The sequence below is a fragment of the Halolamina salifodinae genome (genome assembly GCF_017874235.1).
Taxonomy (GTDB): domain Archaea; phylum Halobacteriota; class Halobacteria; order Halobacteriales; family Haloferacaceae; genus Halolamina; species Halolamina salifodinae.
The window spans coordinates 187468-212688 of the sequence record NZ_JAGGLC010000003.1 but is presented as its reverse complement, the minus strand read 5'-3'; the positions used below and the strand labels follow the sequence as shown (position 1 = coordinate 212688).

The 25221-nt window shown below is 68.7% G+C and carries 28 protein-coding genes and 2 pseudogenes; 19 read left to right on the top strand and 11 right to left on the bottom strand.

Annotated elements, in window-relative coordinates:
- Positions 1–38 precede the first annotated feature (38 nt).
- Entirely contained in the window at positions 39–866 is an 828-nt protein-coding gene (locus J2753_RS08060) for an HAD-IIA family hydrolase (protein WP_209491428.1), read from the top strand.
- 69 nt (positions 867–935) lie between these two features.
- On the top strand, positions 936–1745 hold the full coding sequence (gene surE / locus J2753_RS08055; protein WP_209491427.1) for a 5'/3'-nucleotidase SurE: 810 nt from the start codon (positions 936–938) through the stop codon (positions 1743–1745).
- Here surE and J2753_RS08050 read toward each other — a convergent pair.
- The 7 genes and pseudogenes from J2753_RS08050 to J2753_RS08030 all read right to left on the bottom strand — a co-directional run bounded on the left by J2753_RS08050 (position 1736) and on the right by J2753_RS08030 (position 9031).
- Positions 1736–3445, bottom strand: coding sequence for a rhomboid family intramembrane serine protease (locus J2753_RS08050; RefSeq protein WP_209491426.1), 1710 nt, complete (start codon positions 3443–3445; stop codon positions 1736–1738). The genes surE and J2753_RS08050 overlap by 10 nt on opposite strands.
- 26 nt (positions 3446–3471) lie before the next feature.
- Entirely contained in the window at positions 3472–4701 is a 1230-nt protein-coding gene (locus J2753_RS08045; protein WP_209491425.1) for an MFS transporter, read from the bottom strand.
- A gap of 78 nt (positions 4702–4779) precedes the next feature.
- The gene (locus tag J2753_RS14790; RefSeq protein ID WP_379810982.1) at positions 4780–5490 is read right to left on the bottom strand and encodes a hypothetical protein; all 711 of its coding nucleotides are present in this window, start codon (positions 5488–5490) and stop codon (positions 4780–4782) included.
- Positions 5473–5664: pseudogene (locus J2753_RS14785) on the bottom strand (hypothetical protein); the annotation flags it as partial. The pseudogene J2753_RS14785 and the gene J2753_RS14790, both read right to left, overlap by 18 nt.
- Before the next feature lie 12 nt (positions 5665–5676).
- Positions 5677–6393 (bottom strand): annotated as a pseudogene (locus J2753_RS14780) (hypothetical protein); the annotation flags it as partial.
- Between the two features lie 100 nt (positions 6394–6493).
- Positions 6494–7795 carry a hypothetical protein gene (locus J2753_RS08035; RefSeq protein WP_209491423.1) on the bottom strand — a complete coding sequence of 434 codons (1302 nt, stop codon included), beginning with the start codon at positions 7793–7795 and terminating at the stop codon, positions 6494–6496.
- Between the two features lie 78 nt (positions 7796–7873).
- On the bottom strand, positions 7874–9031 hold the full coding sequence (locus J2753_RS08030) for a M24 family metallopeptidase (RefSeq protein WP_209491422.1): 1158 nt from the start codon (positions 9029–9031) through the stop codon (positions 7874–7876).
- 100 nt (positions 9032–9131) lie between these two features.
- Here J2753_RS08030 and J2753_RS08025 point away from each other — a divergent pair, with 100 nt between their 5' ends.
- Positions 9132–9677, top strand: coding sequence for a GNAT family N-acetyltransferase (locus J2753_RS08025; protein ID WP_209491421.1), 546 nt, complete (start codon positions 9132–9134; stop codon positions 9675–9677).
- Here J2753_RS08025 and J2753_RS08020 read toward each other — a convergent pair whose 3' ends face one another.
- The 3 genes from J2753_RS08020 to J2753_RS08010 form a co-directional block, all read right to left on the bottom strand.
- Complete coding sequence (locus J2753_RS08020; protein ID WP_209491420.1) at positions 9678–10007, bottom strand: DUF4112 domain-containing protein; 330 nt, start codon at positions 10005–10007, stop codon at positions 9678–9680.
- Entirely contained in the window at positions 10008–10286 is a 279-nt protein-coding gene (locus J2753_RS08015) for a UPF0058 family protein (RefSeq protein ID WP_209491419.1), read from the bottom strand.
- Positions 10287–10399: 113 nt separating this feature from the next.
- A complete protein-coding gene (locus J2753_RS08010) occupies positions 10400–10612 on the bottom strand; it encodes a DUF7120 family protein (RefSeq protein WP_209491418.1) in 213 nt (70 codons plus the stop codon).
- Positions 10613–10762: 150 nt separating this feature from the next.
- On the opposite strand from J2753_RS08010, the gene J2753_RS08005 reads away from it, so the two are divergent.
- Positions 10763–11353, top strand: coding sequence for a sulfite oxidase-like oxidoreductase (locus J2753_RS08005; RefSeq protein ID WP_209491417.1), 591 nt, complete (start codon positions 10763–10765; stop codon positions 11351–11353).
- Between the two features lie 26 nt (positions 11354–11379).
- A complete protein-coding gene (locus J2753_RS08000; protein ID WP_209491416.1) occupies positions 11380–12711 on the top strand; it encodes an isochorismate synthase in 1332 nt (443 codons plus the stop codon).
- Here J2753_RS08000 and J2753_RS07995 read toward each other — a convergent pair whose 3' ends face one another.
- The gene (locus J2753_RS07995) at positions 12712–13020 is read right to left on the bottom strand and encodes a hypothetical protein (RefSeq protein WP_209491415.1); all 309 of its coding nucleotides are present in this window, start codon (positions 13018–13020) and stop codon (positions 12712–12714) included.
- A gap of 91 nt (positions 13021–13111) precedes the next feature.
- Between J2753_RS07995 and J2753_RS07990 the strand changes: the two genes are divergently transcribed.
- From J2753_RS07990 to nuoK, 14 genes are all read left to right on the top strand, one after another.
- Positions 13112–13888, top strand: a complete 777-nt coding sequence (locus J2753_RS07990; protein WP_209491414.1) for a DICT sensory domain-containing protein — start codon at positions 13112–13114, stop codon at positions 13886–13888.
- 359 nt (positions 13889–14247) lie between these two features.
- Positions 14248–15096, top strand: a complete 849-nt coding sequence (locus J2753_RS07985; RefSeq protein WP_209491413.1) for a hypothetical protein — start codon at positions 14248–14250, stop codon at positions 15094–15096.
- 38 nt (positions 15097–15134) lie between these two features.
- Entirely contained in the window at positions 15135–15989 is an 855-nt protein-coding gene (locus J2753_RS07980) for a universal stress protein (protein WP_209491412.1), read from the top strand.
- A gap of 127 nt (positions 15990–16116) precedes the next feature.
- Complete coding sequence (locus tag J2753_RS07975) at positions 16117–17946, top strand: flippase activity-associated protein Agl23 (protein WP_209491411.1); 1830 nt, start codon at positions 16117–16119, stop codon at positions 17944–17946.
- A 67-nt stretch (positions 17947–18013) separates the two neighbouring features.
- Positions 18014–19240, top strand: a complete 1227-nt coding sequence (locus tag J2753_RS07970; protein WP_209491410.1) for a 5-(carboxyamino)imidazole ribonucleotide synthase — start codon at positions 18014–18016, stop codon at positions 19238–19240.
- Between the two features lie 2 nt (positions 19241–19242).
- Positions 19243–19851 (top strand): 5-(carboxyamino)imidazole ribonucleotide mutase, encoded by a 609-nt coding sequence (purE, locus tag J2753_RS07965; RefSeq protein ID WP_209491409.1) that lies wholly within the window; start codon positions 19243–19245, stop codon positions 19849–19851.
- A 112-nt stretch (positions 19852–19963) separates the two neighbouring features.
- The gene (locus J2753_RS07960) at positions 19964–20377 is read left to right on the top strand and encodes an NADH-quinone oxidoreductase subunit A (RefSeq protein WP_209491408.1); all 414 of its coding nucleotides are present in this window, start codon (positions 19964–19966) and stop codon (positions 20375–20377) included.
- The gene (locus J2753_RS07955) at positions 20374–21075 is read left to right on the top strand and encodes an NADH-quinone oxidoreductase subunit B (RefSeq protein ID WP_209491407.1); all 702 of its coding nucleotides are present in this window, start codon (positions 20374–20376) and stop codon (positions 21073–21075) included. The genes J2753_RS07960 and J2753_RS07955 overlap by 4 nt, the downstream gene beginning before the upstream one ends.
- Positions 21072–22736, top strand: a complete 1665-nt coding sequence (locus J2753_RS07950) for an NADH-quinone oxidoreductase subunit D (protein WP_209491406.1) — start codon at positions 21072–21074, stop codon at positions 22734–22736. The genes J2753_RS07955 and J2753_RS07950 overlap by 4 nt, the downstream gene beginning before the upstream one ends.
- Positions 22733–23800, top strand: a complete 1068-nt coding sequence (locus J2753_RS07945; protein WP_209491405.1) for a complex I subunit 1/NuoH family protein — start codon at positions 22733–22735, stop codon at positions 23798–23800. The genes J2753_RS07950 and J2753_RS07945 overlap by 4 nt, the downstream gene beginning before the upstream one ends.
- Positions 23797–24258, top strand: a complete 462-nt coding sequence (locus tag J2753_RS07940; RefSeq protein WP_209491404.1) for a NuoI/complex I 23 kDa subunit family protein — start codon at positions 23797–23799, stop codon at positions 24256–24258. The genes J2753_RS07945 and J2753_RS07940 overlap by 4 nt, the downstream gene beginning before the upstream one ends.
- A gap of 4 nt (positions 24259–24262) precedes the next feature.
- Positions 24263–24526, top strand: coding sequence for an NADH-quinone oxidoreductase subunit J (locus J2753_RS07935; RefSeq protein ID WP_209491403.1), 264 nt, complete (start codon positions 24263–24265; stop codon positions 24524–24526).
- The gene (locus J2753_RS07930) at positions 24527–24919 is read left to right on the top strand and encodes a proton-conducting membrane transporter (RefSeq protein ID WP_209491402.1); all 393 of its coding nucleotides are present in this window, start codon (positions 24527–24529) and stop codon (positions 24917–24919) included. It abuts the gene before it with no gap.
- On the top strand, positions 24919–25221 hold the full coding sequence (gene nuoK / locus J2753_RS07925) for an NADH-quinone oxidoreductase subunit NuoK (RefSeq protein WP_209491401.1): 303 nt from the start codon (positions 24919–24921) through the stop codon (positions 25219–25221). The genes J2753_RS07930 and nuoK overlap by 1 nt, the downstream gene beginning before the upstream one ends.

Genomic DNA, 25221 nt, shown 5'->3' with positions numbered 1-25221 from the left:
AACCGCGCCTTTTCGGTGCCACGCGTCGTAGCCTGCGCATGACCTACAGCGGCGCCATCCTCGACGTGGACGGGACGGTCGTGCGCGGCGAGCAGGCGCTCCCCGGCACCGAGACCGGCCTGACCGCGCTCGATTCGCGGTCGATCCGACGGCTGTTCGTCTCCAACAACCCCACCCGGCCGCCGGAGGCGTACGCCGAGAAACTCCGGGCGGCGGACATCAACGCCGCGCCCGACGAGATCATCACGGCCGCGACGAGCACCGTCGAGTACCTGCGGCGTCACCACCCTGACGAGACCGTCTACCTCGTCGGCGACCCCGGCGTCCGCGAGCAGTTGGAGCGCGCGGGGTTCGATGTCTGGGCCGCGGATGAGGACGCCGCCGAGGCCGCCGAGGCCGCCGACGTGGCGGTGGTCTCCATCGACCGCTCGTTCGACTACGACACGCTCGCGGCCGCGACGCGGACGATCCGCGGTCGGGATCTGCCCATCGTCGGCACCGATCCGGACGCCGTGATCCCGGCCGCGGAGGGCAACGTTCCCGGGTCGGGCGCGATGATCGCCGCGGTCGCCGGCACCGCGGAGCGCGACCCCGACGCCGTGCTCGGGAAGCCCCACGAGATCACCCGACGGCTCGCGCTCGAGCGCCTCGACTGTGACCCTGCTGAGTGTCTGGTCATCGGTGACCGCCTCGACACCGACATCGCGCTGGGCGCCGACGCCGGGATGACGACGGTGCTCGTCCGCTCGGGCGTGACCAATGACGCGCGCCTCGCGCGGTCCGATGTGACGCCGGACTACGTGATCGATTCGCTGGCCGACATCGCGCCGGTGATCGACGGCGTGGCGTCGCAGTACGAACCCTGAGCCCGGGCTTGCTGTCCCGGCCCGCCCCGAGTCGAACTGCTTAACCCCGGTTCCGACGCATCGGCGGACATGAGCGAGCCACGCATTCTGGTGACCAACGACGACGGGATCGAGAGCCCGGGGTTCCGGGCGCTCTACGAGGCGCTGGAGGAGGTGGGCGATCCGGTTGCGGTGGCGCCGTACTCGAACCAGAGCGCCGTCGGCCGCGCGCGCTCGTTCGAGGCCACAGTCCACGAGTACGACCTCGGCTACGCCGTCGAGGGGACCCCAGTCGACTGTGTCATCGCCGGCATCGAGGCACTCTGTCCCGACGCCGACATGGTCGTCGCTGGCTGTAACAAGGGCGCGAACCTCGGTTCGTACGTGATGGGGCGCTCGGGGACCGTCTCGGCGGCCGTCGAGGCGACCTTCTTCGACGTGCCGGCAATCGCCGTCTCGCAGTACGTCCCGACCACCGCCGACGAGGAGTTCGAGAACCTCACGCCGCCGAAGGAGACCTACGGGGACGCCTGCGAGGCCGCAGCCTACCTCGTCGACCACGCCTCGGAGTCCGACGTGTTCGACCGCGCGGACTACCTCAACGTCAACGCGCCCGCACCCGATGACGCCCCGGAGCGGCCGCCGATGACCGTCACCGAACCCTCGCCGCTGTACGCCATGAGCGCGGAGTTCGACGGCGAGACGCTGCGGCTCGAGGACGAGGTCTGGCAGCGGATGCAGACCGGCAACATCCCCGACGAGGAGGGGACCGACCGCCGCGCCGTCGTCGACGGGGAGATCAGCGTCTCGCCGCTGACGGCGCCCCACACCGTCGAGCGCCACGAGCGCCTCGACGAACTGGCGGCAGCCTACGCCGGCGACCGGGCGACTCAGTTGTAGCGCTCGACCCGAACTACCGTGACCTGCGTCCCGTCGTGGGTCGCGATCACCCGGCCGTCGCCGCCGACGTAGGTGACGTTCCGCACCGTCACTGTTTCGTTTCGCTCCGGGAGCGGCCGCCGAACCGTCTCGTTGTTCTCGCTCACGATCAGGTAGAACGAGTCGTTCTCGGCCGCGACCGAGACGTTCTGGCCGGCGACGCGCGGTTCCGCCTGTACCGGCTCGGAGGTGTAGACCGTCCGCCGCTCGCCGTCGTGTTCCAGCCTGACTCGATAGGCTGTGCCGCCGCCGACGGCGCTCCATCCCTGGCGGACCGCGGTCACCGTGTCCCGCCAGCCGACACCGCCGACGACGACCGTCGCGCGGCCGTTCGCGGCGAGTCTGCCCTTCGGGACGACAGTCTGCCAGATCTCCCGGTCGGGGTTAGCGACGATCATCCCCGAGGTGGTGACCTGCGTGGTCTCACCGAACGCCGAGAACGGGATGGCCGACACCATCCCGTCGGGCACCCCCTCGGCGTAGGTGACCTCGTAGCCGTCAACGCTCGCTGGCTCCCCGGGCAGGTCGCCCTCGGCCGCGGCGAAGTTCACCGCCACCGCAGGGCCCGAGAGGAGCGCCGCGATGACCACCAGCGCGGCGACGCCGACTTGCCGAACCGAGAGGTCGCGGAGTCGATCAGCGGCGTCGGCGACATCCGAGGGGTCGACCGGGAGCAACCGCCTGTCGGGGCCGACGACGGCGACGACGATCAGCGTCGCGGCCAGCGCGACGAGGCCAAGGCCGGCCGCGCGGTAGAGCACGTACTCCGTGCCGCCGCGGTACCAGTACACTGCCCAGAGCGACTGGCTACTCGCGAGGAGTAGCCCGCCGATCCAGAGTCGCAGGGCGGTGGGTCGGCCGGCGTCGCGCTGCCGGAGGAGGGCGGCGCCGAGCACGACCCCGGCGAGGAGTCCGATTGCGTGGCCCTGGATGGCGATGTCGGCCCACCACGGCGTCACGAACGTCGACCGGCCGGACGCCGTGGTCGTGGGGCGCTGGAGCGCGTTGTAGACGAGGTTCAGCACGTCCGAGCCGACCAGCGCCAGCACCGTCGCGAGCGGGTAGCGTGCGAGCGCGAAGCCGGCGAACGCGAACACGACGCCGGAGAAGCCGATCACGGCGCCGATAGTGAACAGGGTCAACAGGACGCCGACGACGGCGACGCCGAGGGGAAACAGCACCGCGGCGCGGATCACTGGATCCCGGCGGAGCGCGTCGAGGCGCTCACGGAGCGTCGTCGCCGGTGCGAGACGCGGGCCGTCAGGCGGGTAGTGGCCGACCGTGTACTCGACGATGGGCGCGAGCGTGAGCGCGCCGAAGAGGTTCCCCAGCAGGTGCGCTGGGCCGGCGTGGGCGAAGCCGGCGACGACCATCCCCAGCGGGTCGAAGTAGGACCACGCGCGGAACGGGATCACCAGCGGCCGGTACCAGTGCCAGAAGCCGCCCTGCAGGAACAGATACACCGCGAGCACCCCCAGTACGGTGACGAGGCTCCCCCACGGGACCCCGAACACGAACCGCCTGCGGAGGCGTCGGGTGACTCGACCGCCGTCGAGGAACAGCGCGAGCGCGAGGCCCGCCAGCAGCGCGAGGAGGACGAACAGGCGCTGGAACAGCGCCCACGGGACGGCCCCGAACTGCAGGGCCGGCGAGAGGGTCATGGCGAGAGTACCGCCGCGATTGGACTTCAAAGCTCGGCTGACGGGAGCAGCAGGTAGCAGCCAGTCGCCAGCGCCGCCATCACCGAAAGCAGGAGGAACGCGGCGTCGAACAGCGCCGCGTCGGCGAAGACGCCGACGACGACGGCCGCCGACGAGGAGACCGTGGTGAACACGGTGCGGAGCAGTCCGTAGCCGCTGCCGCGGATCTCCGCCGGCAGCGCGGCCACGATATACGACGTCGCGACCGGCGTGGCGCCGCGTTGGGTGCCGAGCAGGACGACGACCGCCCCGAGTACCAGCCGTTCCCCGCTGACGACGAGCGCCACGAGGAGCACGGCGTAGACGCCGGTTATCGCGACCAACACGGCCCGCTTGGCGGTTCGGTCGGCGATCCGGCCGGCCAGTGGCTGGGTGATCGCCGCGACGGCGAACAGCCCACCGTACAGTAGTGCGGCGGTGCTGTCGCCGATCGCCTTCTCCGCGACCAGATACGTCGCGAGGAAGGCGGTCATCCCCTGGAACGTGAAGAACGTCAGCGTGACCGCGGCGGTCACCAGCAGGATCTCGCGCTGTCTGACCGCCGCGAGCACGCGCGGCACCAGTTCGCCGAGCGGCTTATCGTCCGACACCCGCTCGGCCGGCCGTCGGCCCGGGATCGACAGCCAGAGCGCGCCGAAGGCGACGAGGAACAGCGGGATCTCCAGGCCGAAGCCGGCCCGCCAGCCGACCGCGGCGGCGAGCAGTCCCACCCCCGCCGGGAGGAGCGACGACCCAGCGTTGCCGACGGCCATCACGACGCCGATGGCGGTACCGCTGTTCTCGGGGTACGCCCGGGAGAGCAGCGTCACGCGCGGCGTCGCGAACAGGCCGCCGACGATGCCGAACAGCGCCGCGCTGGCAGCGAACACCGGGAACGTCGGGGAGACGGCGAACGCGGCCGCCACGGCGGCGCCGAGCGCCATCGCACCCAGCAGCATCCGGCGCTCGCCCACCCGATCGGTGAGCAGCCCCATCGGGAACTGGCAGGCGCCGTACACCAGCCACATGGCGGTGACCGCGAGGCCGGCCTGAGTGTTGCTCACCGTGAACTCCGCGCGGACGAACGGCAGCACCGCCGGCACCGAGAGCATGGTGCCGACGATCATCGCCCAGCCGAGGGCGACGGCGACGACCGACCAGCCGCGGCCGTCGCCGCGGAACTCCGCGCGGGCGGCCTCGACGCTCTCGGCGATGCGGCGCATGATCAGTAGTACCACAGGGTTCGCTCACGGCGGCATATAGCTGTGGCTCCCGACAAGGCGGTCCGGTACCGAGGGGGGAGAAGCGGAGTCGGGCTACCCCGCCGCCTCGTAGCCCGTAACGTCGATCAGGCCCGTGTTCGGGACGTAGAGATGCTCCTCGATGTGGCCCCAGTCGTCGAAGTCGTTCGGGCCGGCGTCGCCGGTGGAGTAGTCGTAGGAGTCCTCGGCACTGTTGTAGTTCATCACGCTGGGGTACGCCTCGGCGCCGTACCTTTCGGAGTCGATCCCGTCGTGATCGGCGGGCCACAGTCCGACCGAGTGGCCGAGTTCGTGCATGACGACCGACCCGGTCGTCCTCTCTGAGCGCTGTTGCGTGACGATCATGAACGCGCGCTCCCCGTCCGCGAGGCCGGCCGCAGGGCCCCCGTTACCCGTAAGCCCCGCATCGTCGACGAGCAGGAGGTGGTGGTACCCCTTCCCGTCGTTGTCGAAGTGGTCGCGCCGGAGGTCGTACCAGTTGCTCTCGTCGAACTGGTCTGAGTCAGGTAGACTGGTGTTGCTGACGACGAAGTGGAGGCTGATCCCCGTCGACCCGTCAGGGTTGTCGACGGGGGCGTCGGCGTACTGCTCCTCGATGCGGTCCAGCGCATCGTCCGGGACGGCCATCCCCTCGACGGTGTCGACCTCGACGTAGATATCCGTCCGGAGCGGGTCGGCGTCGGGGAACAGTTCGGGCTGGTTCACCTCGGCGCCGTCCGGGATGCCGTCGCCGTCCGTACCGGGATCCCGGGGATCGGTCCCGATCTCGAGCTCCCGGCTGTCCGATAGCCCGTCGCCGTCGGTGTCACTTTTCAGCGGATCGGTCGGCCCGTCGACCTCCTCGGGGTCGTCGAGGCCGTCGAAGTCCGAGTCGACACGGGTCGGGTTCGTGCCGTAGTCATTCACTTCCTCGTCGTCAGTCAGCCCGTCGCCGTCGGTGTCGACGGCCGTCGGGTCGCTGCCGTACTCGGTGACTTCGGGCCCGTCGTCCACCCCGTCGCCGTCGGTATCGCTCTCCAGGGGGTCGGTCCCGCGGTCGAGTTCCGCGCCGTCCGGGAGACCGTCGTCGTCCGTGTCGGCCACGGTTGGATCGGTCGGCCCGTCGAGTTCCTCGGGGTCGTCAAGCCCGTCGCCGTCCGTGTCGACCGCCGCCGGATCCGTTCCGTACTCGTGGACCTCCGGGCCGTCCTCGAGACCGTCGCCGTCCGTGTCGACCGCAGTCGGGTCCGATCCGTACTCGTTCACTTCCGGGCCGTCATCGAGGCCGTCCTCGTCGGTATCGGCGACCGTCGGGTCGGCGCCGGCGTCGATCTCAGCGCTGTCGTTCAGCCCGTCCTCGTCCGTGTCGGCCGCCGCCGGGTCGGTCCCGTGGTCGTTCACTTCGGCCGGGTCGTCGAGGCCGTCCTCGTCGGTGTCGACGACGGTCGGGTCCGAGCCGTGTTCGTGGACTTCCGGGCCGTCCTCGAGGCCGTCGCCGTCCGTGTCCGGTTCGTGCGGATCGCTGTCGTACTCTTTGATCTCCGGCCCGTCCTCGAGGCCGTCGCCGTCCGTGTCGGGGTCGGTCGGATCGGTCCCGTACGTCTTCTCCCGTCGGTCGTCCAGGCCGTCGCCGTCCGTGTCGGTCGCGAGCGGGTCGGTTCCGTCATCGAGTTCGGTGAACGCCGGGATGTGGTCGCCGTCGAGGCCGACCGCGCTCGTGGCGCCGACGACGCCCGCGGACAGTGAGAGCACGACCAACAGGGCAGCAGCGGCTCTGAACGAGACCACGCTACCACCCCTCCCGCCGCGAGGCGGGGCCCTGTTGCGTCCCGGTCGCGTCGGCGTCGAGTCCGTAGGTCTCGCCGAACGTGTCGAACTGGCGCTCGCCGTCCCGTGCCACGAGATCGAGGACGTAGTCGTACCCGACCTCGTAGACGGCGAAGTCGCCGCCGAAGACGCCGTCGTAGCCGTCGCTCCCCGGCGGCAGGTCGACGACGTAGCTCCCGCCGAGCTCGCGGGCGAGCTCCATCACCTTCGAGAGCTGGCGGAGGTGGGCGAACTCGGCGTCGTTGTCGTTGTACGTGAGCAGCGTCCGGGTCAGCTGTGTGAGGAAGCCGGTCGTGATTTCGACCCGCCCCTCGCGGTCGTAGTGGCTCCGGACGGGGTCGGTCGCGATATGACTCACCATCTGGGTGGCGCGGGTCTTCGCTGTCGGGAAGCTCCACCTCCGGCTCCACCCCTCGGTGTGGAACAGGAGCGGGTGGGCGAGGTTGTTCGGGCTCATGTAGCCCCTATCGCCGTCCGGGTCGTCGGTCACGGGCCAGTTCTCGATGCGCGGGTGCAACTGCCGCGAGCCGCCGGTACCGATTCGCCGGTCCGGCTGCAGCACGAACGCCCGGAGTTCGTCCGCCGTCGAGGAGTAGACGAGACCCACCCAGCCCTTGGCTCGACTGGTGGCGAAGATGTCCGTGTCCATCCGAAACGTCCATGCGAGCGGCTCGTAGGCCGGGTGGTAGCGGCGGTACGCCTCCCGGAGCATCGCGGTGAACGAGCCAAACCGGGAGTCCCGGAGGTTGTGGTCGATGGAGATGAGCAGGCTGTGGGCGTAGTCGAGCGACTCCCCGAAACTATCCGCGTTGCGCCACGCCTCCTGGTCCCAGTTGCGCGGGGCGTCCTCTCGCGCGGCGTAGAACCGCTCGGTCTTGGCTGTCTCGAACGCGTCGGGGTCGTCGAACGCCTCGACGATGCGGTCCATCTGCCACTGCTCGGCGTACTGCTCGTAGTTCCGCTCGCGGAAGAGATCTAACGCCGCGAAATCGATCCCGTGGTCGTCGCCCGCACGTTCAGTGTCGTACTCGAAGGCCGGATGCTCCTCCACGAGCGGACCGACGTCGTCGACGTACTCGGACAGCGTGCTCCGGCGCGCTTCCTCGCGTTCGGGGTGGAGGTCCCAGCGGTACTCCGCCGGCCGAACCGGGTCGGCGCCGCGGGCGGTGCCAACCGCCGACCGGAGTCCGCCGAGTACAGCGATTCCGGCGCCGATCGATCCGAGAAACCGTCGTCGCGACGCGTCTGGGCTGCCCTGCGGCATTCACGGATCGATTCACCTACACGACCATAAACCTTGACACCACCGATGTTTCCGGGCTCGCCGACAACGATAGCCGACCTACGCCGACAGCCGCCACAACTCCGTCTGGGGGTCGACGACGAACTCAGTGCCGTCCGCCGTGACGCGAACCATCTCCTCCTGCCCCACGTAGCCCCATTCGGTCTCGAGGCCCAACTCGAGGGTGTACACCTCGCCCGCACGGACCTCGCCCTCGACGGACTCGCCGTATCGGTCCCACTCCGGGCCGAGCAGCAGGCCGCCGTCGTGGGCGCTGCGGCCCACCTGATGCCCGAACGCGTGATCGAACAGGTCGCGGTCCCGGGCGACGAGTTCGGCGCGGGCGCGGGCGTCAACGCGGTGTCCGACAGCGCCCGGTTCGAGCACCTCGCGGCCGGCCTCGATGGCTGCGCGGACGTCCTCGAACGCCTGCTGGAGCCCATCGCTCGGCTCGCCGTTGACCCAGAGCCGCTGGAGGTCCGCGGCGTACTCGTCTTTCACGACGCCGAAATCGACGTGGAGCAGTTCGCCCTCGGGGACGGTTCGGTCGCCGGGGTGGGTGTGCCCGACTTCGGCGTCGCCGCCGGCGTGGACCGTCGGGCAGGCGTCCCACGACCACGCGCTACCGTAGCCCGCCTCGCGCATCCGTTCGTGGAGGTAGTCGGCCGCGTCGGCCTCGGTCCTCTTGGGCGTCCACTCGTCGGCCAGATTCGAGAGTAGGTCAAGCGTCGTCTCGGCGGCGGCCTCGATGCGCTCGTGTTCGGTCTCGGACTTGATCCCGCGCACGTCGCGGACGATGTCGCCGGCGCCGACGAACTCCCGGTCGGGGAGCAGATCCTCCAGCCGGCGGTACATCCCCAGCGTCAGGCCGTCGGCGACCACGTCGTCGCGGTCTACGTCGATGGCCACTGTGTCGGCGTCCATCCCGGCGAGCGTCTCTTGCAGGTCGTCTCGGATCGACTCGTCGTAGGGTCGGACCCGGTGTACCCCTAGCTCTTCTGCCGGCGGGGCGTCGTGCTGGCCGAGGATCACCGTGGAGTCTTCGGGCCCGATCACGACCGCAGTCGGCCAAACCACGTCGAACCCCAGCACGTACGGCAGCGCTGGTTCGTCGATCTCGGTCGTCTCGCGGCAGAAGATGAGCCACGCGTCGGCGTCGCTGTCGGCGACGGCGTCGCGGGCCTGCGTGACTTTCTCGCTGATGAGGGCGGCGTCCATGGCTCCCGGGAGTGGCTGCCGGGGCTTAGTTCCGGGGGAGACCGCCACCGGTGTTTATTGGGCTCGATCTATGTGGGTACGTACCACAGGAGGTGCCCGAGTGATCACCACGCTACGCCGGATCGTCGGTCGGGTCGTCTCACGCTTCCGGGGTGAACGGATCCGCCCGGAGAACCCGCCGATGGCGTTCGTCGACGCCCGCGAGCGAGAGGTGCAGATCCGGCCGTACCGAGCGGCTGATTTCGAGGCCCTCGTGGAGATGTACGACACGTTCGACCCCGAGCAGCGTGCACAGGGCACCCCACCCATCGGCGCCGACGCCATCCGGAACTGGCTACCGGACCTTCTGGCGGAGGTAAACGTGGTCGCGCGCCACCGGGACCGCGTGGTGGGGCACGTCAGCTTCGTCCCCGACGGGACCGGACGCCACGAACTCGCCGTTTTCGTCCACCAGGAGTACCAGCGTGCCGGGATCGGCGGGCGACTCATGGCTGCCGGACTCGGCCACGCGCAAGAAGAGGGGGTCCAGTACGTCTGGCTCTCGGTCGAGGCCTGGAAACGGGATATCCAGCGGTTCTACGGCCGCGCCGGGTTCTCGGTGATCAACGCGATGGGGCCGTCCCACCGGATGTCCAGAACGCTGTAGTTAGGCGACGTGGCGCTCGATGCGCGCGACGTTGCGCTGGTTCGCCTTCCAGACGATGTCCAGCAGATCGCCGACCACCGGCACGCTACCGGCGGCGGCGTCGACGAACACCAGCAGCAGCATCCACGCGACGGCGTGTTTCGGGACGCCCAGTCGGGAGCCCTGATAGACGATGTAGAGCGCGGGGACCGCGGTGGCCCAGTCGCCGACAATCGGCAGCAGGCCCAGCAGACCGTCGAGCCCGATCTTGCCGATCTGGGGGATCGTGAACGCCGAATCCAGGAGGTCTGCAACCCGGCGGGCGCGGGCCAGCCGAGTCCGGTCGGCCATCTACAGGCGGCTCTCGGCGTCCTCGGCCAGTTCCTGCATGCGCTTGCCGATGCGGCCCGCCGAGGAGAACTCGTCGTCGCTCATCGCCGAGGCGAGTGCGTTACCCAGCACGAACACGGCGTGTTTGTGCTCGCTCTTCGATTTATGGACGTGTGAGGGGTCGACGTCGAGTTTGTCGTACTCGTCGAACGTCCCGGTTTCGACGTCCTCACGCTCCCGGAAGTTCTCCATGATGATCACCATCTGTTCGTGGAGTTCGAGCAGTTCGTCCTTGTGCATACCCAAACCACGCGGTTCCGGGGGTTAAACGTTATTGGGGGCGACTCGCACACACGCGGGCGGTCGGCGGCCGCGCGGCTGGCTGTCGCGAACACGGCCGCAAAAACGTCGGGTTAGAAGACGTACTCGTCCTCGTGGCCCATCATGCCCTCGTCCTCGAACTCGGGCTCCTCGTCGTCCATCGGGCCGCTTGTTTTGTAGGCTTTCAGTCCTGTCGAGAGCAGCTCTTCGACCGCATCGTTGCGGTCGACGAACTCGCCTTGCTCGACGAGCTGTGCGATCTGCATCTCCAGGTGTTCGGGGACGGTGAGATCGACCTTCGGCATCTGTCAGGGGAGTTTGGCCCACGGGCTATAAAAGCTCGTTGGCGCGACGTGCGCCGCCGAACGACCCGCCTGCGGCCCCCAACACGCCGATCAACCCCTCGACGGGCCGGATCCGATAGCCATACGTGAGCGGACCGACTCCCTTCGAGTATGAGTACGGACGTGACCGACCTCCACCAGGAGTTCGGCGAGGAGCGACTCCCGCCGGGCCAGCGACTCACCGAGAGCTTCCCGGTGCTGTCGAAGGGGAACACGCCGAACGTCGACGACGGCTGGACGTTCTCCGTCACCGGCGCCGTGGATGACGAACGGGAGTTCTCGGCTGAGGAGTTCCGCGCGCTGGCGCCCGAGACCCAGATTCAGGACTTCCACTGCGTGACTGGCTGGTCGAAGTTCGACTGCGAGTTCACCGGCCTCCCGTTCCCCGAACTGGCCGACGCCGTCGGGGTAGAGGACGACGCCACCCACGTCATGTTCCACGCCCACGACGGCTACACGACGAACCTTTCGCTGGCGGAGTGTGACCGCCGGGAGGTCATGTTCGTCTGGGGGTTCGACGGCGAGGCACTGCCCGCGGACCACGGCGGCCCGCTGCGCGTGGTGACGCCCCACAAGTACGCCTACAAGGGGGCGAAGTGGGTGAAGGGCGTGGAGTTCCTCACCGAGCGCGAACTGGGCTACTGGGAGAAGCGGGGCTACTCCGACAGCGCGAACCCCTGGAACGAGGAGCGGTACAGTTAGGGCCGCCCCGCGAGAAAGAGGGGTAGATGGAGTCACCGCGGCAGGCCGGGGGCGACCCGGCAGAGACGACGCTCGTCGCCCGGAGCCGTGAGGTGCCGGACGTCTCGTTCCGCGCGTTCCTCGCCGGCCGGGGAGCGCCGCGTGTTCACTGGGCCGCGCCCGACGGACTGGAAGTCGTCGGCGCGGGCGAGGCGGCACGCCTGACCGGCGAAGGCGCCGAGCGCTTCGAAGCGATCCGGGACGCCGCCGAGACGACGTTCGAGAGGGCAGGGATGCCGGATGGCGCCGCCCGCCCGCGCTTCTTCGGCGGCGGCGCGTTCCACGACGACCACGATCCGGCGCCGCCGTGGGAGGGGTTCCCGCCGGCGACGTTTGTGCTCCCCCGGATCCAGTTGGTCCGGACCGACGAAGCGACCCACCTGACGGTCGCGCGCTGCGACGGCGACGAGGCGGCGCTAGCGCGGGATCTCGACGCCGCTGCGGCCGAGATCGACGACCTCCCCGCGATGCGCCCCGTTGGCGAGCCACCGGGCGTCGTCGCCAGCCGTCGCACCACCACCGAGGCCGAGTGGGCCGCCGGCATCGAGGCCGCCATCGAGCGTATCGAGCAGGGCGACCTGCGGAAGGTCGTGCTGGCGGTCGCACTGGCGGTCACGCTGGAGGAGGAGGTCGTCGTCTCGGACACGCTCGAACGTCTGCGCCGGTCCTACCCCGACTGCTTCCGCTTCCTCATCCAACCGAGTGACGAGGCGGGCTTCTTCGGCGTCCCGCCCGAACGGCTGGTCCGCCTCGACGGCGACCACGCGGAGACGGAGGCGCTCGCGGGCACGGTCGCCCGCGGCGACACGCCCGAGGAGGACGCCGCGCTCGCGGACTCGCTGCTCGACAGCGAGAAACTCCAGCACGAGCAGGCGCTGGTCGCCGAGGCCATCGAGGAGCACCTCGCCCCGCTGGGTGAGGTAACCGTCGCCGAGCAGGGCGTCCGAAAACTGGCGACCGTCCAGCATCTCCACACGCCGATTCAGGCCGATCTGGACGGCGACGCGCACGTGCTGGATCTCGTCGATGCGCTCCACCCCACGCCCGCCGTGGGTGGGCTCCCACCAGAGACCGCAGAGCGCGTGATCCGCGAGACGGAGACGTTCGAGCGCGGCTGGTACGCCGCCCCCGTCGGCTGGTTCGACGCCAGCGGCGACGGCGAGTTCGCGGTCGGCATTCGCTCGGCCGTCGCGGGCGGGCGCCGGGCGACGCTGTTCGCGGGCAACGGCATCGTCGCCGACAGCGACCCCGCGGCCGAGTGGGAGGAGGTCGGCCTGAAACTGGAGCCGATCCTCGCGGCACTCGAACGCGAGAACTGATCAGGCGGCCACTGGCTCGCGCCAGTAGCGCCGGATTCGGTGGACGATTGCGGCGACGACGGCTGCTTCGACGTAGAGAAACGCGTAGATCTCGGCCCAGACCCACGGGCCGGTCCGGATCAGGAACTCGTTGTAGAGGAACGTATCGAGCAGCAGCGCGGCCGCAAGCGCCGGGGCGCCGAGGATCCGGGTCGCGTCCGGGAGAACTCCCCACTCCGCCAGCGCGACGGCGGCACCGAGGAGGGAGAACACGGCGAGCGTCGTGGGACCAATCAGGGAACGCGGGAGGCTGGCAGGCTGGAGGGACATATCGGCATTCCCGTCGCCTCTCGGATAGCTGTTGTGCCGGGGGGAGATCTGCCGAAGGGAATATGTAGCCGAGCGGAGAACCGTCCGTCGGATGTCACTCCAACGGTTCGTCGACGCCCACGAGGGCGCCGAGCGAGCGCTGGTGCTCGCCAACCGGAGCCAGCCCGAACAGCTCATGTCGATGCTGTCGGGGCTGTTCGCCGAGCAGTCGGTGGGCGTCGACGAGACGACCGTCGAGGGGCTGCCGGAGGACACGGTGTTGCTGCTGGACGGCGAGGGGGAGGTGCTCGCCCAGTCGTCGCTGTCGGCAGTCGCGGAGTCGCTGCTGTTCACGAACTCCGACGCGTTCATCACCGGCTCGACGGACCTCGAAGAGACGAACCTCCCGGACGTGATCACGGGGCTCCAGGGAGTGCAGTTCCGGCTCCGGGGCTACCCCCAGTCCGACAAGGAGAAACTCCTGCTGATCGCCGTCTCCAGACACATCGAACGGGTCGCGTGGGAGCACGGTGACGGCACCCATCGGGCGTCGTTCCAGAAGCTCTCCCGGATCATCGACGAGGAGGGGACCCAGCGCGTCTACCGCCGGCTGGCCGAGAGCGGCGTCGACACGCACGTCTACGGCGTCGACGACGGCGGCGCCGAGCGGGCAGCGGACTTGAGCGTAACTGTCCACGCCGGCGAGTCGACCGATTACCGCGACTCGTGGTTCGTGGTTCACCGGCCGTCGGGCGCGGAGCGTCCGGCGGGGCCGGAGCCGCTAGCACTCCTGGCGATTCAGGACGAGTCGGGCGTCTGGGAGGGGTTTTTCACCACGGATCGGACAGAGGCGCTGGCCGTCGACGACTACGCTCGGGACCAGCTCTGAGTCGCCGTCGGCGGCTTTATGAGCCAGTTGCCCGAAGAGGCGTCTATGTCCACGAAAGCCAAAGTCATGCTCGTGTTCGCGTTCGTCACCATCGTCTACTTCCTCGTCGGCAGTGACGCCGAGCCGGTGGAAGTCGAAGTCGAGAGCGAGTAACCGCGACGGCGAGTTCCATCGAGACCTCCGTGTCTCGGCTACGAACACTCCGCCGTCGGCGTGTATAACCGCGACGGCGAGTTCCGTCGAGACCTTCGTGTCTCGGCTACGAACACTCCGCCGTCGGCGTGTCCCACCGACGGCGGTTCTCCCGCTCCCCCGCCGGGAGCGAACCACTTACCCCGGCCCGCACCTTCCCCAGAGGCATGTACGGGGTCGTCACGCGCAACGCCGAAGAGGTGGAGTGGCCGGCGTTCGACCGGGGGTTCTACGAGGTGAAAGACGTGACCGGCCGGGCGGCCGAACCGCTGCCCGAGGCGGTGAATATGGTCTCCTGCTTCGGCGACAACGCCGCCGGCGAGTCCAGCCCGGAGCTGGTGCCCGTCGACGGCGAGGGGAACCGGGCGACCCGCGAACAGCCCTACTTCGACTGGGCGTACGTCTGCCCGACCCACGAGGGCTACCGCGAGGGGCTACTGGAGACCATCTCGGACTGCGCCGCCGCCAACGAGGACGTGCGCCTCGACGATGTCGGGTTCCCGCGCGCCGAGTACTGCCGGTGTGACCGCTGTGAGCGACTGTTCGCTGAGAGCGACTACGACGACCGGATGGACTGGCGCGGGAGCGTCATCACCGAGTTCGTCGAAGAAGCCAGCGAGCGCATCCCGGGGAAGACGTACCTCACCCTCTACCCCGATCCCTACCCGGGCCACCTGTTCGACCGCGCCGGCCTCGACCTCTCGCTACTCTCTGCATACGTCGACGAGTTCGTCGTGCCGCTGTACGACACCCACTACTCGACGACCTACTGGCTGGAGAGCATCGCCTCGGGCTTTCAGGACCTGCTTGGCTGGTCACCCGAGACGCCCGAGGCCGGGACGCCCTTCTCCATCGAACTGTACGCCGTCGACGTGGACGTCGACGACCTGATCCACGCCGCCGAGGTGGCCGAGACGTACGCGAACGAGGTGTTCTTCGGCTACGACGCCAGCAACGCGCAGGCCGCGGTCCGCCGGAAGGACGCCGACGACCGCGACGGCGTCAGTCACGGCTAGCCCGAACCTCTTACCGGCTCCCGCTCCAACCCGGGGCCATGTACGACCGGATCCTCCTCCCCGTTGACGAGGCGGCCGTGGAGAGCAGCCTGCTCTACCACGCTGCCGAACTCGCCACGTGGGACGACGCCAGCGTCGAACTGCTCTTCGTCGCCGACACCACCCGTGACAGCGTCACCGTCGCCGACGGCGACCTGATCGACGTGCTCGTCGGCGAGGGCGAGGACGTCGTCGCCGAGGCGGCCGACGTGCTCGACTCGCTGGGCGTCGACTACAGCACCAGCGTCCAGCAGGGGACGCCGGCCCGGACCATCGTCGACTACGCCGAACGCGAGGGCCACGACCTGATCGCGATGCCGACCCACGGTCGCGAGGGGCTCTCGCGCTACCTGCTGGGCAGCGTCACCGGGAAGGTCGTCCGTCTCGCGTCGATGCCGGTACTCACCGCACCCATCGAGTCGGAGGGTTTCGCGTTCCCCTACGACGATCTGCTGCTCCCGACCGACGGGAGTGAGGCCGCGCTCCGGGCGGCCCGCCACGGCCTCGACTTCGCGGCCGAACTCGGCGCGTCGGTCCACGTCGTCTCGGCCACCGACGACTCGCTGCTCGCGAACGCGGGCGAGGCCGTCGGCGACGGGAAGCGGACTTCACAGGCGGCAGTCGACAAAGTAGTCGAAGCCGCCGAGTCCCGCGGCGTCGACGAGGTGACGACCCACCTCGAGACGGGCGACCCGGACGAGGTGATCCGCGAAATCGTCGACCGCGAGGAACTCGACGCTATTGTGATGGGCGCCACCGGCCGGCAGGGCATCGAGCGCGTGCTGCTCGGCAGCGTCGCCGAGAAGACGGTCCGGACCGCCGACATCCCCGTAATCACGGTCGGGGACGACTGATCAAGAAATGGTCCACTCGTCACCACCGACGGGTCCGGTGTAACCCCGAGAGAGCGTGTGGGTGACGCTGAGGCGTGCCCGGCACGGAACCCACAAACCTTCATGCCTCGGGTCGGAACGACCGCGCATGTCACCGGCGCAGCAGGGGGAGCCGAGCGGCGAGGACCGGGCCGGCGCGCGCGCCTTCCGGGCGCTGCTCGGCCTCTCGGTGGTCTCGCTGCTGCTGCGCCTGTTCGGCCTCGGCGGCCGCATCTTCCACTGGGACGAGGGCCGCGTGGGCTACTGGATCCTGCGCTACCACGAGACCGGGGAGTTCGCCTACCGGCCGATCATCCACGGGCCGTTCATCCAGCACGTCGACGCGCTGCTGTTTCACGTCGTTCCGGCGACTGACTTCTGGGCACGATTCCCAATCGCGGTCATCACCGCAGCCCTCCCGCTCACCGCGTGGCTGCTCCGGCGCCACCTCGACGGCCGCGAGACGGTCGCGCTCGGCCTGCTGCTGACAGTGCAGCCGTTGCTGCTCTACTACTCGCGGTTCATGCGCTCGGACCCGCTGGTGGGCGCGTTCGCGTTCGCGTCGTTCGCGCTGCTCGTGCGGGCGTCCGACACCCGACGGCTGGCGCCGGCGTTCGCGGCCGCGGCGTCGATGGCGCTGGCGTTTGCGAGCAAGGAGAACGCGTTGCTGTACGTGCTCTGTTTCGGCGGCGCGGCCGCGGTCTGCTACGACCACCGACTCGTCCGGGCGGCGACGGGTGGCGAGACTGAGTCCAAAGCGAGCCTCGCCGAACGCGTGCGAGCCGACCTCGCGGCGACCCGGAACTGGCTCGCGGAGCGATCCGGAACCGTCCCGTACCCCGTCTGGGCCGGCGGCGTCCTCGCGGGACTGGCGGCGACGTTCCTCGCGATAACCGTCGTCATGTACGCGCCGCGGCCCGAGGCGTGGAACGCGCTCTCCTCGCTCTCCGGGTTGATCGACGTGACGCTCACCGCGACTGTCGACACCGGCGAACAGCTAATCGACGTGTGGCTGGAGCGCGACGGGGGCGACCGCTCCTACCTCGCGTTCTTCCACGACATTCTGGAGACGCTGGCCTTCGGCGCGCCGGTCCTGCTGGGGCTGGCGCTGGCGGGCTACCTCACCGACGGCTACGGCGTCGCCGGCACAGATCCCCGGCGGCGCGCGCTGGTGTCGTTCACGCTCTACTGGGCCGCCGCGAGCGTGATCGGCTACCCAATCGCGACCGACATTCAGGCGCCGTGGGCCGCCTACCACATCGTGCTCCCGCTGACGATTCCGGCCGCCGTCGGCGCTGCCTCGCTGGTCGACATCGTCGAGCGCGGGATCACCACCGGCGACGAGACGCTCTCCGAGGCAATCCGCCGGATCGCCGACGAAGGGGCGCCGAGCGCCGATCTCACGGTGCCCGTGTTGGTCGCTGCGTTGCTACTCACCAGCGGCGCCGTCGGCGTCGTCGGTCTGAACGTCGACTACTGGAACAGCAGCGCCGAGGAGGACAAACAGGTGCTCCAGTGGGCCCAGCCGAGCAACGACCTGCAGCCAGCGATGGCCGACGTGGAGGCCATCACCGCGGAGAACACGGGCACCGACGTGCTGTTGTACGGCACCAGCGTGGGCGGCGGGGTCCAGTTCCACGTCGCCGACGAATCGAGTCTGAACCAGCCCCCGCCCGGCGGGCCGTCGTGGCACTCGCGACTGCCGCTGCCGTGGTACCTCGAGCGCGCCGGCGCCAACGTGACCTCGTCGGCACCCGACACGCCGCCTGCCGAGGCGCTCACGGGCGCGCCGCCAGTCGTGATCGCCCACGACGACGCCCGCGGGGAGATCGAAGCCGAACTCGACGGCTACGAGGCCCGCCAGCACGCGTTCAAACTCTGGGGTGAGGAGATCGTCGTGTTCATCGACCGGGACGCGCTGGCCGCGGCCGGCGCCTGACCACGAACGTGCCTATCTCGCGCTCGATGGAGCAATACTTATCCACGCTCGTCCGGAAGCGTCGCGCATGAGCGTCACGCTACCCGGCCCCACGCTGGGCGTCGTCGGCGGCGGCCAACTCGGGCGGATGCTCGGGGAGGCCGCGTCGCCGCTGGGCGTCGACGTGGTCGTGCTGGATCCGACACCCGACTGTCCCGCTGCACGGGTCACCGACCAGATCGAGGGCGACCTCGACGACCCCGAGGCCGTCCGAGAGTTGGCCGAGCGCGCGGACGTACTGACCTACGAAATCGAAACCGCCGACCCGGACCTGCTCGAAACAGTCCGGGCCGAGACCGGGACGCCGGTCCACCCCGACCCCGAGACGCTGGCGGTCACGGGCGACAAACTCCGGGAGAAGGAGATGCTCGCGGGCGCGGAGATTCCCGTCCCGCGGTTCGTCCCCGCCGACACCCCGACAGCGGTCGAGGCGGCCGTCGACCGCTTCGGCGGCGTCATGCTGAAAGCCCGTGAGGGCGGCTACGACGGCCGCGGAAACGAGCCAGTGACCGAGACCGAGAACGCCGAGCACGTGCTCCAGACCGTCGGCGGCGACGTTCGCGGGAGCGATGCTCCCGCGAGCCAGCCCGAAGCGCGAAGCGGTTCCGGCGATGCCGTCGCCGAGGAACTGCTCGACTTCGACCGCGAACTGGCCGCTATCGGCGTTCGCGGGGCGGACGACGAGACGCGCGTGTTCCCTGTAACCGAGACGATCCACCGCGAGGAGATCCTTCGCGGGACGGTCTCGCCGCCCCGCGTCGACGACGAGACCCGGGAGCGCGCCCGCGAGGTCGTCGAAGACGTGCTGGACCAGCTCGACGGCCGCGGCGTGTTCGGCGTCGAACTGTTCGACCTCGGCGGCAAGATCGTCGTCAACGAGATCGCGCCGCGTCCCCACAACTCCGGGCACTGGACCATCGAGGGCGCCGCGACCTCGCAGTTCGAACAGCACGTTCGGGCCGTTCTGGGGTGGCCTCTGGGTCCTGTCGACCGGGTTGCGCCCACCGCGTCTGCCAACATTCTCGGCGATGTCGAGGCTCCCAAGGAGGCGACGCTGTCTGGCGTCGAAACCGTGCTCTCGGAGCCAACCGCCAGCCTCCACTGGTACGGCAAGCGCGAGGCACGGCCGCTCCGGAAGATGGGCCACCTCACTGTGACCGAGACGGATTTCTCCGGCGACGCGGACGCCGACGCCGCGGCACAGGCCGCCCTCGAAACCGCCGAATCGCTGCGCGATTCGCTGACCTTCCAGTAACCATGCCTTCAGTCACCGACCTCATCGAGCGACTCGAATCGGACGCCGCCGCGGCGCGGCCGAAGGAATCGACACCCGACGTGGGGGTGATCATGGGCTCGGACTCGGACCTCGACACCATGCAGGGCGCGTTCGACGCGCTGGATGCGCTGGGCTTCGCCGAGCAGACTGACCACGCCGACCCGCCGGAGGGACGGTTCAGCTACGAGTCCTACGTCGTCTCGGCCCACCGGACGCCGGACCTGCTGTACGCCTACGCCGAGACCGCCGAGGCGCGCGGACTGGACGTAGTGGTTGCTGGCGCGGGCGGGAAGTCCGCGGACCTGCCGAACATGACCGCCTCAATCGCGTTCCCGCTGCCGGTGATTGGGGTGCCGGTTCAGGAGAAGTCCGTCGACTCCGTCATCGGGATGCCCACCGGCGCACCGATCACGGCCGTCGACGCCGGGAAATCGTACAACGCCGCGCTCTCCGCGGCCCAGATCCTGGCGCGCGAGCACCCCGAGGTGCGCGAACGGCTGGTCGAACTCCACGACGAACGCCGCGAGGGCGTCGGGGACGTGTCGGCCGCGCTGCACGATCTGGGTGTGGCGGGGTTCCGGGAGCGATAGACGGCCGGTTTCGGACGGTTCTTCGGTACTGATTCGCATGCTTGCGGGCGCGGGGAAATGAACGCTTAAGAGCCGTGGGGTCGAACCCCGGAGACGTTACGGAGAATCCGACATGAACCCATGGATAGCTATCGGCGCGTTGGCGCTGGTCAGTGTCGGCATCCCCATCGCGATGATGGTGGTGTCCTCGCTGATCCGTCCCACCGTGCCCGAACAGGGGAAAAGCGCCGTCTACGAGAGCGGCGAGATCCCGACGGGGACGACGCGCATCCGGTTCAACATCCAGTACTACATGGTTGCGCTGCTGTTCGTCGTCTTCGACATCGAGACCGTCCTCATCTTCCCGTGGACGGTTATCTACCGGCCGGCCCTCGAAGGGGGTGCCTCGCTCGTCGAGGTGCTCGCGCCGATGCTCGTGTTCATCGGCGTGCTGACCGTCGGACTCGTCTGGGCGTGGCGGCAGGGCGCCGTCGAGTGGGTGTCGAGCCCACGTGCGCTCGAACAGAAGACGGAGACCAACCAATGAGTAGCGAACGAGAACTCTTCCGCACCGACGACACGCAAGTACAGACCGAGACCCGCGACGCACGGATGACCGGGCAGGGCGACCGGTTCAACTCCAAGCTTCGCGAGGTGTTCGGCTCGTCGCCGTTCATCCTCACCAAGTTCGATAAGTTCATGAACTGGGTGCGGGGCTCGTCGATGTTCATGCTGCAGTTCGGGATCGCCTGCTGCAGCATCGAGATGATGCACACGTACGCGGTCAAGCACGACCTCGACCGCTTCCACGCCGGCGTCCCGCGGGCCTCGCCCCGGCAGGCCGACGTGATGATCGTCCCGGGGACCATCGTCTCGAAGTTCGCCCCGCGGATGAAGCGGGTGTACGACCAGATGCCCGAGCCGAAGTTCGTCGTCGGCATGGGCTCCTGTACCATCTCCGGCGGCCCGTTCCAGGAGGGGTACAACGTGGTCAAGGGCGCCGAGGAGGTCATCCCGGTCGACATCCACGTCCCCGGCTGCCCGCCCCGCCCCGAGGCACTGGTCTACGGCGTCGCGAAGCTACAGGAGCGGATCGCCAACGGCGAGGCGTCGCCGGTGACGGTCAAGCCCTACGAACTCGAACAGTTCGGCGATCTCGAACAGGACGAAATCGTCGACGAACTCGCGTCCGAGATCGACGAGGAGGATCTGGTGATGCGATACAACTGGGCTGATTCACCATGAGCAGTCTACAGGAAGGCGAGGAGACCCCGGAGATCGAGTCCGGCGAGACCGAACTGGAGGCGCTGCTCGACGACCTCATCGTCGACCGCGACGATCACGAGAACGCGCCCGCGTTCGTCATCCGCCCGGACACGGTCCAGGAGACGCTCGGCCGCCTGAAGGAGGAGGCCGGCTACGACCACCTCTCGCTGGTAACCGCCGAGGAGTACCCGGACCGCTACGAGTCGATCTACCACCTGAAGAAGTTCGACGACCCGACCGACGAGGTCAGCATCGTCGTCCCGACCGACGCGGAGAACCCGGTCAGTGAGTCCGCCGAACCCGTCTTCCGGACCGCCGACTGGCACGAGCGTGAGGCGTACGACCTGGTGGGCATCGACTACGACGACCACCCGGACCTGCGCCGGATCCTGCTACCCGAGACCTGGCAGGGCCACCCGATGGGGCGGGACTACGACCAGAACCGGCCCCAGATGGTGCCGCTGCGCGAGCACGCCAACCCGCTGGAGGATGACCACCGGTCCGAATCCGACTCGGACACGATGTTCGTCAACATCGGTCCCCACCACCCGGCGACCCACGGCGTGCTCCACCTCGAGACGACCCTCGACGGCGAGCAGGTCGTCGACGTCGAACCGGACATCGGCTACCTCCACCGCAACGAGGAGCAGATGGCCCAGCAGTCCACCTACCGCTACCAGATCATGCCGTACCCGGACCGCTGGGACTACATCTCGGCGGGGCTGCTCAACGAGTGGGCCTACGCCCGCGCAGCCGAGGACCTCGCGGATATCGAGGTCCCCGAGTACGCCCAGATCATCCGGACGATGGGCGCGGAACTCTGCCGGATCGCGGCCCACATGCTGGCGGTCGGGACGTTCGCCCTCGACATCTACGGCGACTTCACGGCCATCTTCATGTACGCGATCCGCGACCGGGAGAAGGCCCAGAACATCCTCGAGGACCTCACCGGGCAGCGACTGATGTTCAACTACTTCCGACTCGGCGGGGTCGTCTGGGATCTGCCCGAACCCCGCGAGGAGTTCTTCGAGAAGGTCCGGAGCTTCACTGAAGAGCTCCCGGAGCTGCTGGAGGAGTACCACGACCTCATCACGGGCAACGAGATCCTCCAGATGCGGACGGTCGGGACTGGGGTTCTGCCCGAGGAAGTCGCCAAGAACTACGGCGCGACCGGGCCGGTCGCCCGTGGGTCGGGCATCGACTACGACATCCGGCGGGACGACCCGTACGGCTACTACGACGAACTCGACTGGGAGGTCCCCGTCGAGGACGGCTGTGACAACTTCAGCCGCCTGCTCGTCCGCATGCGCGAGGTCGAGGAGTCCGCGAAGATCATCGAGCAGTGTGTCGACCTGCTCGAGGACTGGCCCGAAGAGGAGCGCAACATCCAGGCCAACGTCCCGCGGACGCTTCGACCCGACGACGACACGGAGATATACCGCACCGTCGAGGGCGCGAAGGGCGAACTCGGCGTCTACATCCGAGCCGACGGCACCGAGAAGCCCGCGCGGTTCAAGATCCGGAGCCCCTGTTTCTCCAACCTCCAGACGCTGCCGGAGATGAGCAACGGGGAGTACATCCCGGACATGATCGCCGCGCTGGGTAGCCTCGACATCGTGCTCGGGGAGGTGGACCGGTGATCCTGCAGAGCGAAACGCCGCTGCCGGACACGCTGGCGAACCTGCTCGGTCTCGGCGGCTTCGGCGTCGCCGGCGAGTTCGTCGCCTCGTTCATCGCCGCGTTCATCGTCGGGAACGTGATGCTGGCGATGACCGGCGTCGCCGGCCCGTGGGCAAAGCGGAAGATCACCGCGAAGTTCACGGACCGCATCGCCGCCAACCGGATCGGACCCGCCGGCATCGGGACTATCCCGGCCGACGCCGTCCGACTGCTGGCCAAGGAGCTGATCGTCCCCGAGGGCGCCGACCGCCCGGCCTGGGACATCGCGCCGCTGATCGTCGCCGGGTCGGCGATGCTCGGCTTCGCGGTGATCCCGATGGGGAGCGGCATTCAGGTCGCGGACCCCGAAGTGGGGCTCGCGTACGTGTTCGCGGTCGCCTCCATCGCCAGCCTCGGCATGGTGATGGCGGGCTACGCGTCGAACAACAAGTACTCGATGCTCGGCGCGCTGCGCGCCGTCGCACAGAACCTCGCCTACGAGATCCCGCTGGTGATCACCGGGGTCTCGGTGGTGCTGTTCACGGGATCGCTCCGGATGAGCGAGATCGTCGCCGCCCAGCAGGAGACGCTGATCTCCCTCGGCGGCGTCGCGATCCCGTCGTGGTTCGTGTTCGTGAACCCGTTCGCGTTCGTCCTCTTCCTCGCGGCGAACATCGCCGAAGTGGGACGGAACCCGTTCGACATCCCGGAGGCGCCGACCGAAATCGTCGCCGGGTTCCAGACCGAGTACTCCTCGGTCTACTTCGTGTTGCTGTATCTGGGTGAGTTCCTCCACATCTTCCTCGGCGGCGCCATCACCGCGGTGCTGTTCCTCGGCGGCGCGGCCGGCCCCGGCCCGGAGAGCATCGGCTTCCTCTGGTTCGTGGTCAAGATCTGGGCCTTTTTCCTGTTCACTCAGTGGCTGCGCTCGGCGGCACCGCGCCTGCGTATCGACCAGTTGATCGAAGTCGGCTGGAAGGGGATGCTCGAACTCTCCTTCCTGAACCTGGTGCTCACGGCCCTAATCGTGGGGGTGGTTGTATGATCGGAATCCTGAAAGGAATGGCGACGACGATGAAGCACGCACTGGACGGCAACACCTTCACGGTGAAGTACCCGGAGGTCGCACCCGAAGTCAGTCCGCGGTTCCGCGGGGTCCACAAGTTCAGCCAGGAGCGCTGTATCTGGTGTCGGCAGTGTGAGAACGTCTGTCCGAACGACACGATCCAGATCGTGATGGACGATCAGCGCAACGGCGAGGAGTACAACCTCCACGTCGGCCAGTGTATCTACTGCCGGCTCTGTGAGGAGGTCTGTCCCGTCGACGCCATCCTGCTGACCCAGAACTTCGAGTTCACGGCCGACACGAAAGACGAGTTCGTCTACGACAAAGAACAGCTCAAGAACGTCCCGTGGTACAAGGGGAGCGACCCCCTCGAAGCCCGCAACCCCGACCGATCCGCGTGGGTCGGCGAGGGCGCGGGCGAGGTCGACTACCAGTAACACAATGATCGAGACAATCGCGTTCGCGTTGTTCGCCGCGATCACGGTGGGGTGTGCGTTCGGGGTCGTCCTCGTCGAGGACCCCTGGCACGCCGCGCTGTTCCTCGGCGGCGCACTCTCGAGCCTGGCGGTCCACTACGTGATGCTGCAGGCCACGTTCCCCGCGGCGATGCAGGTGCTCGTCTACATCGGGGGCGTGCTCGTGCTCATCACGTTCGCCGTCATGCTGACGCGAACGGACAAGCCGAGAGCGGAGGTGTACAGCTAGATGGTCAGTCGACCCGAACTCAAGGAGGACGCCAACTACGTCAACGGGCTGGCGGCGTCGGTGCTGTTCGTCGTGCTCGTGGCGGTGTTCCTGACCGCGGGCTTCGGCGAGGCCGCCGGCTTCGCCGCCGACGCCTCGCTGGTCGCGGGCATCGGCTACGCGCTGATGGATCTGCACGCCGAGTCCGCCGTCGGCGTCGAGGGGTTCCTCGCGACGTTCGAAACCGTCGGCTTCGTGCTCGTGGCCGCCACCGTCGCTGCCGTGACGCTGGCGAGCCGTGAGACCGAGGGCGACGGGCCGGTGACGGCGCTGACCGACGGTGGTCGGCCCGTCGATGGCGAGGCCTCGGAACGCCGGGCGGAGTCCGGCGACGACGAGGAGGTGGAGAGCTGATGGTCCCGGTCGAGTACTACCTCGTGCTCTCGGCGGCCGTCTTCTCCATCGGCCTCTACGGGCTGTTGACCCGGGAGAACGCGCTGTTCTTCCTGATGTCGGTGGAGCTGATGCTCAACGCGGCGAACATCAACTTCATCGCCTTCAGCGCCCAGTGGGGGAACCTCACCGGGCAGACGTTCAGCCTGTTCGTGATGGCGCTTGCGGCGGCCGAAGTGGCCGTCGGTATCGGCATCATCCTCGTACTGTATCGTAACTTCAAGGACGTGGACGTGACAGTCCCGCAGGAGATGAGGTGGTAA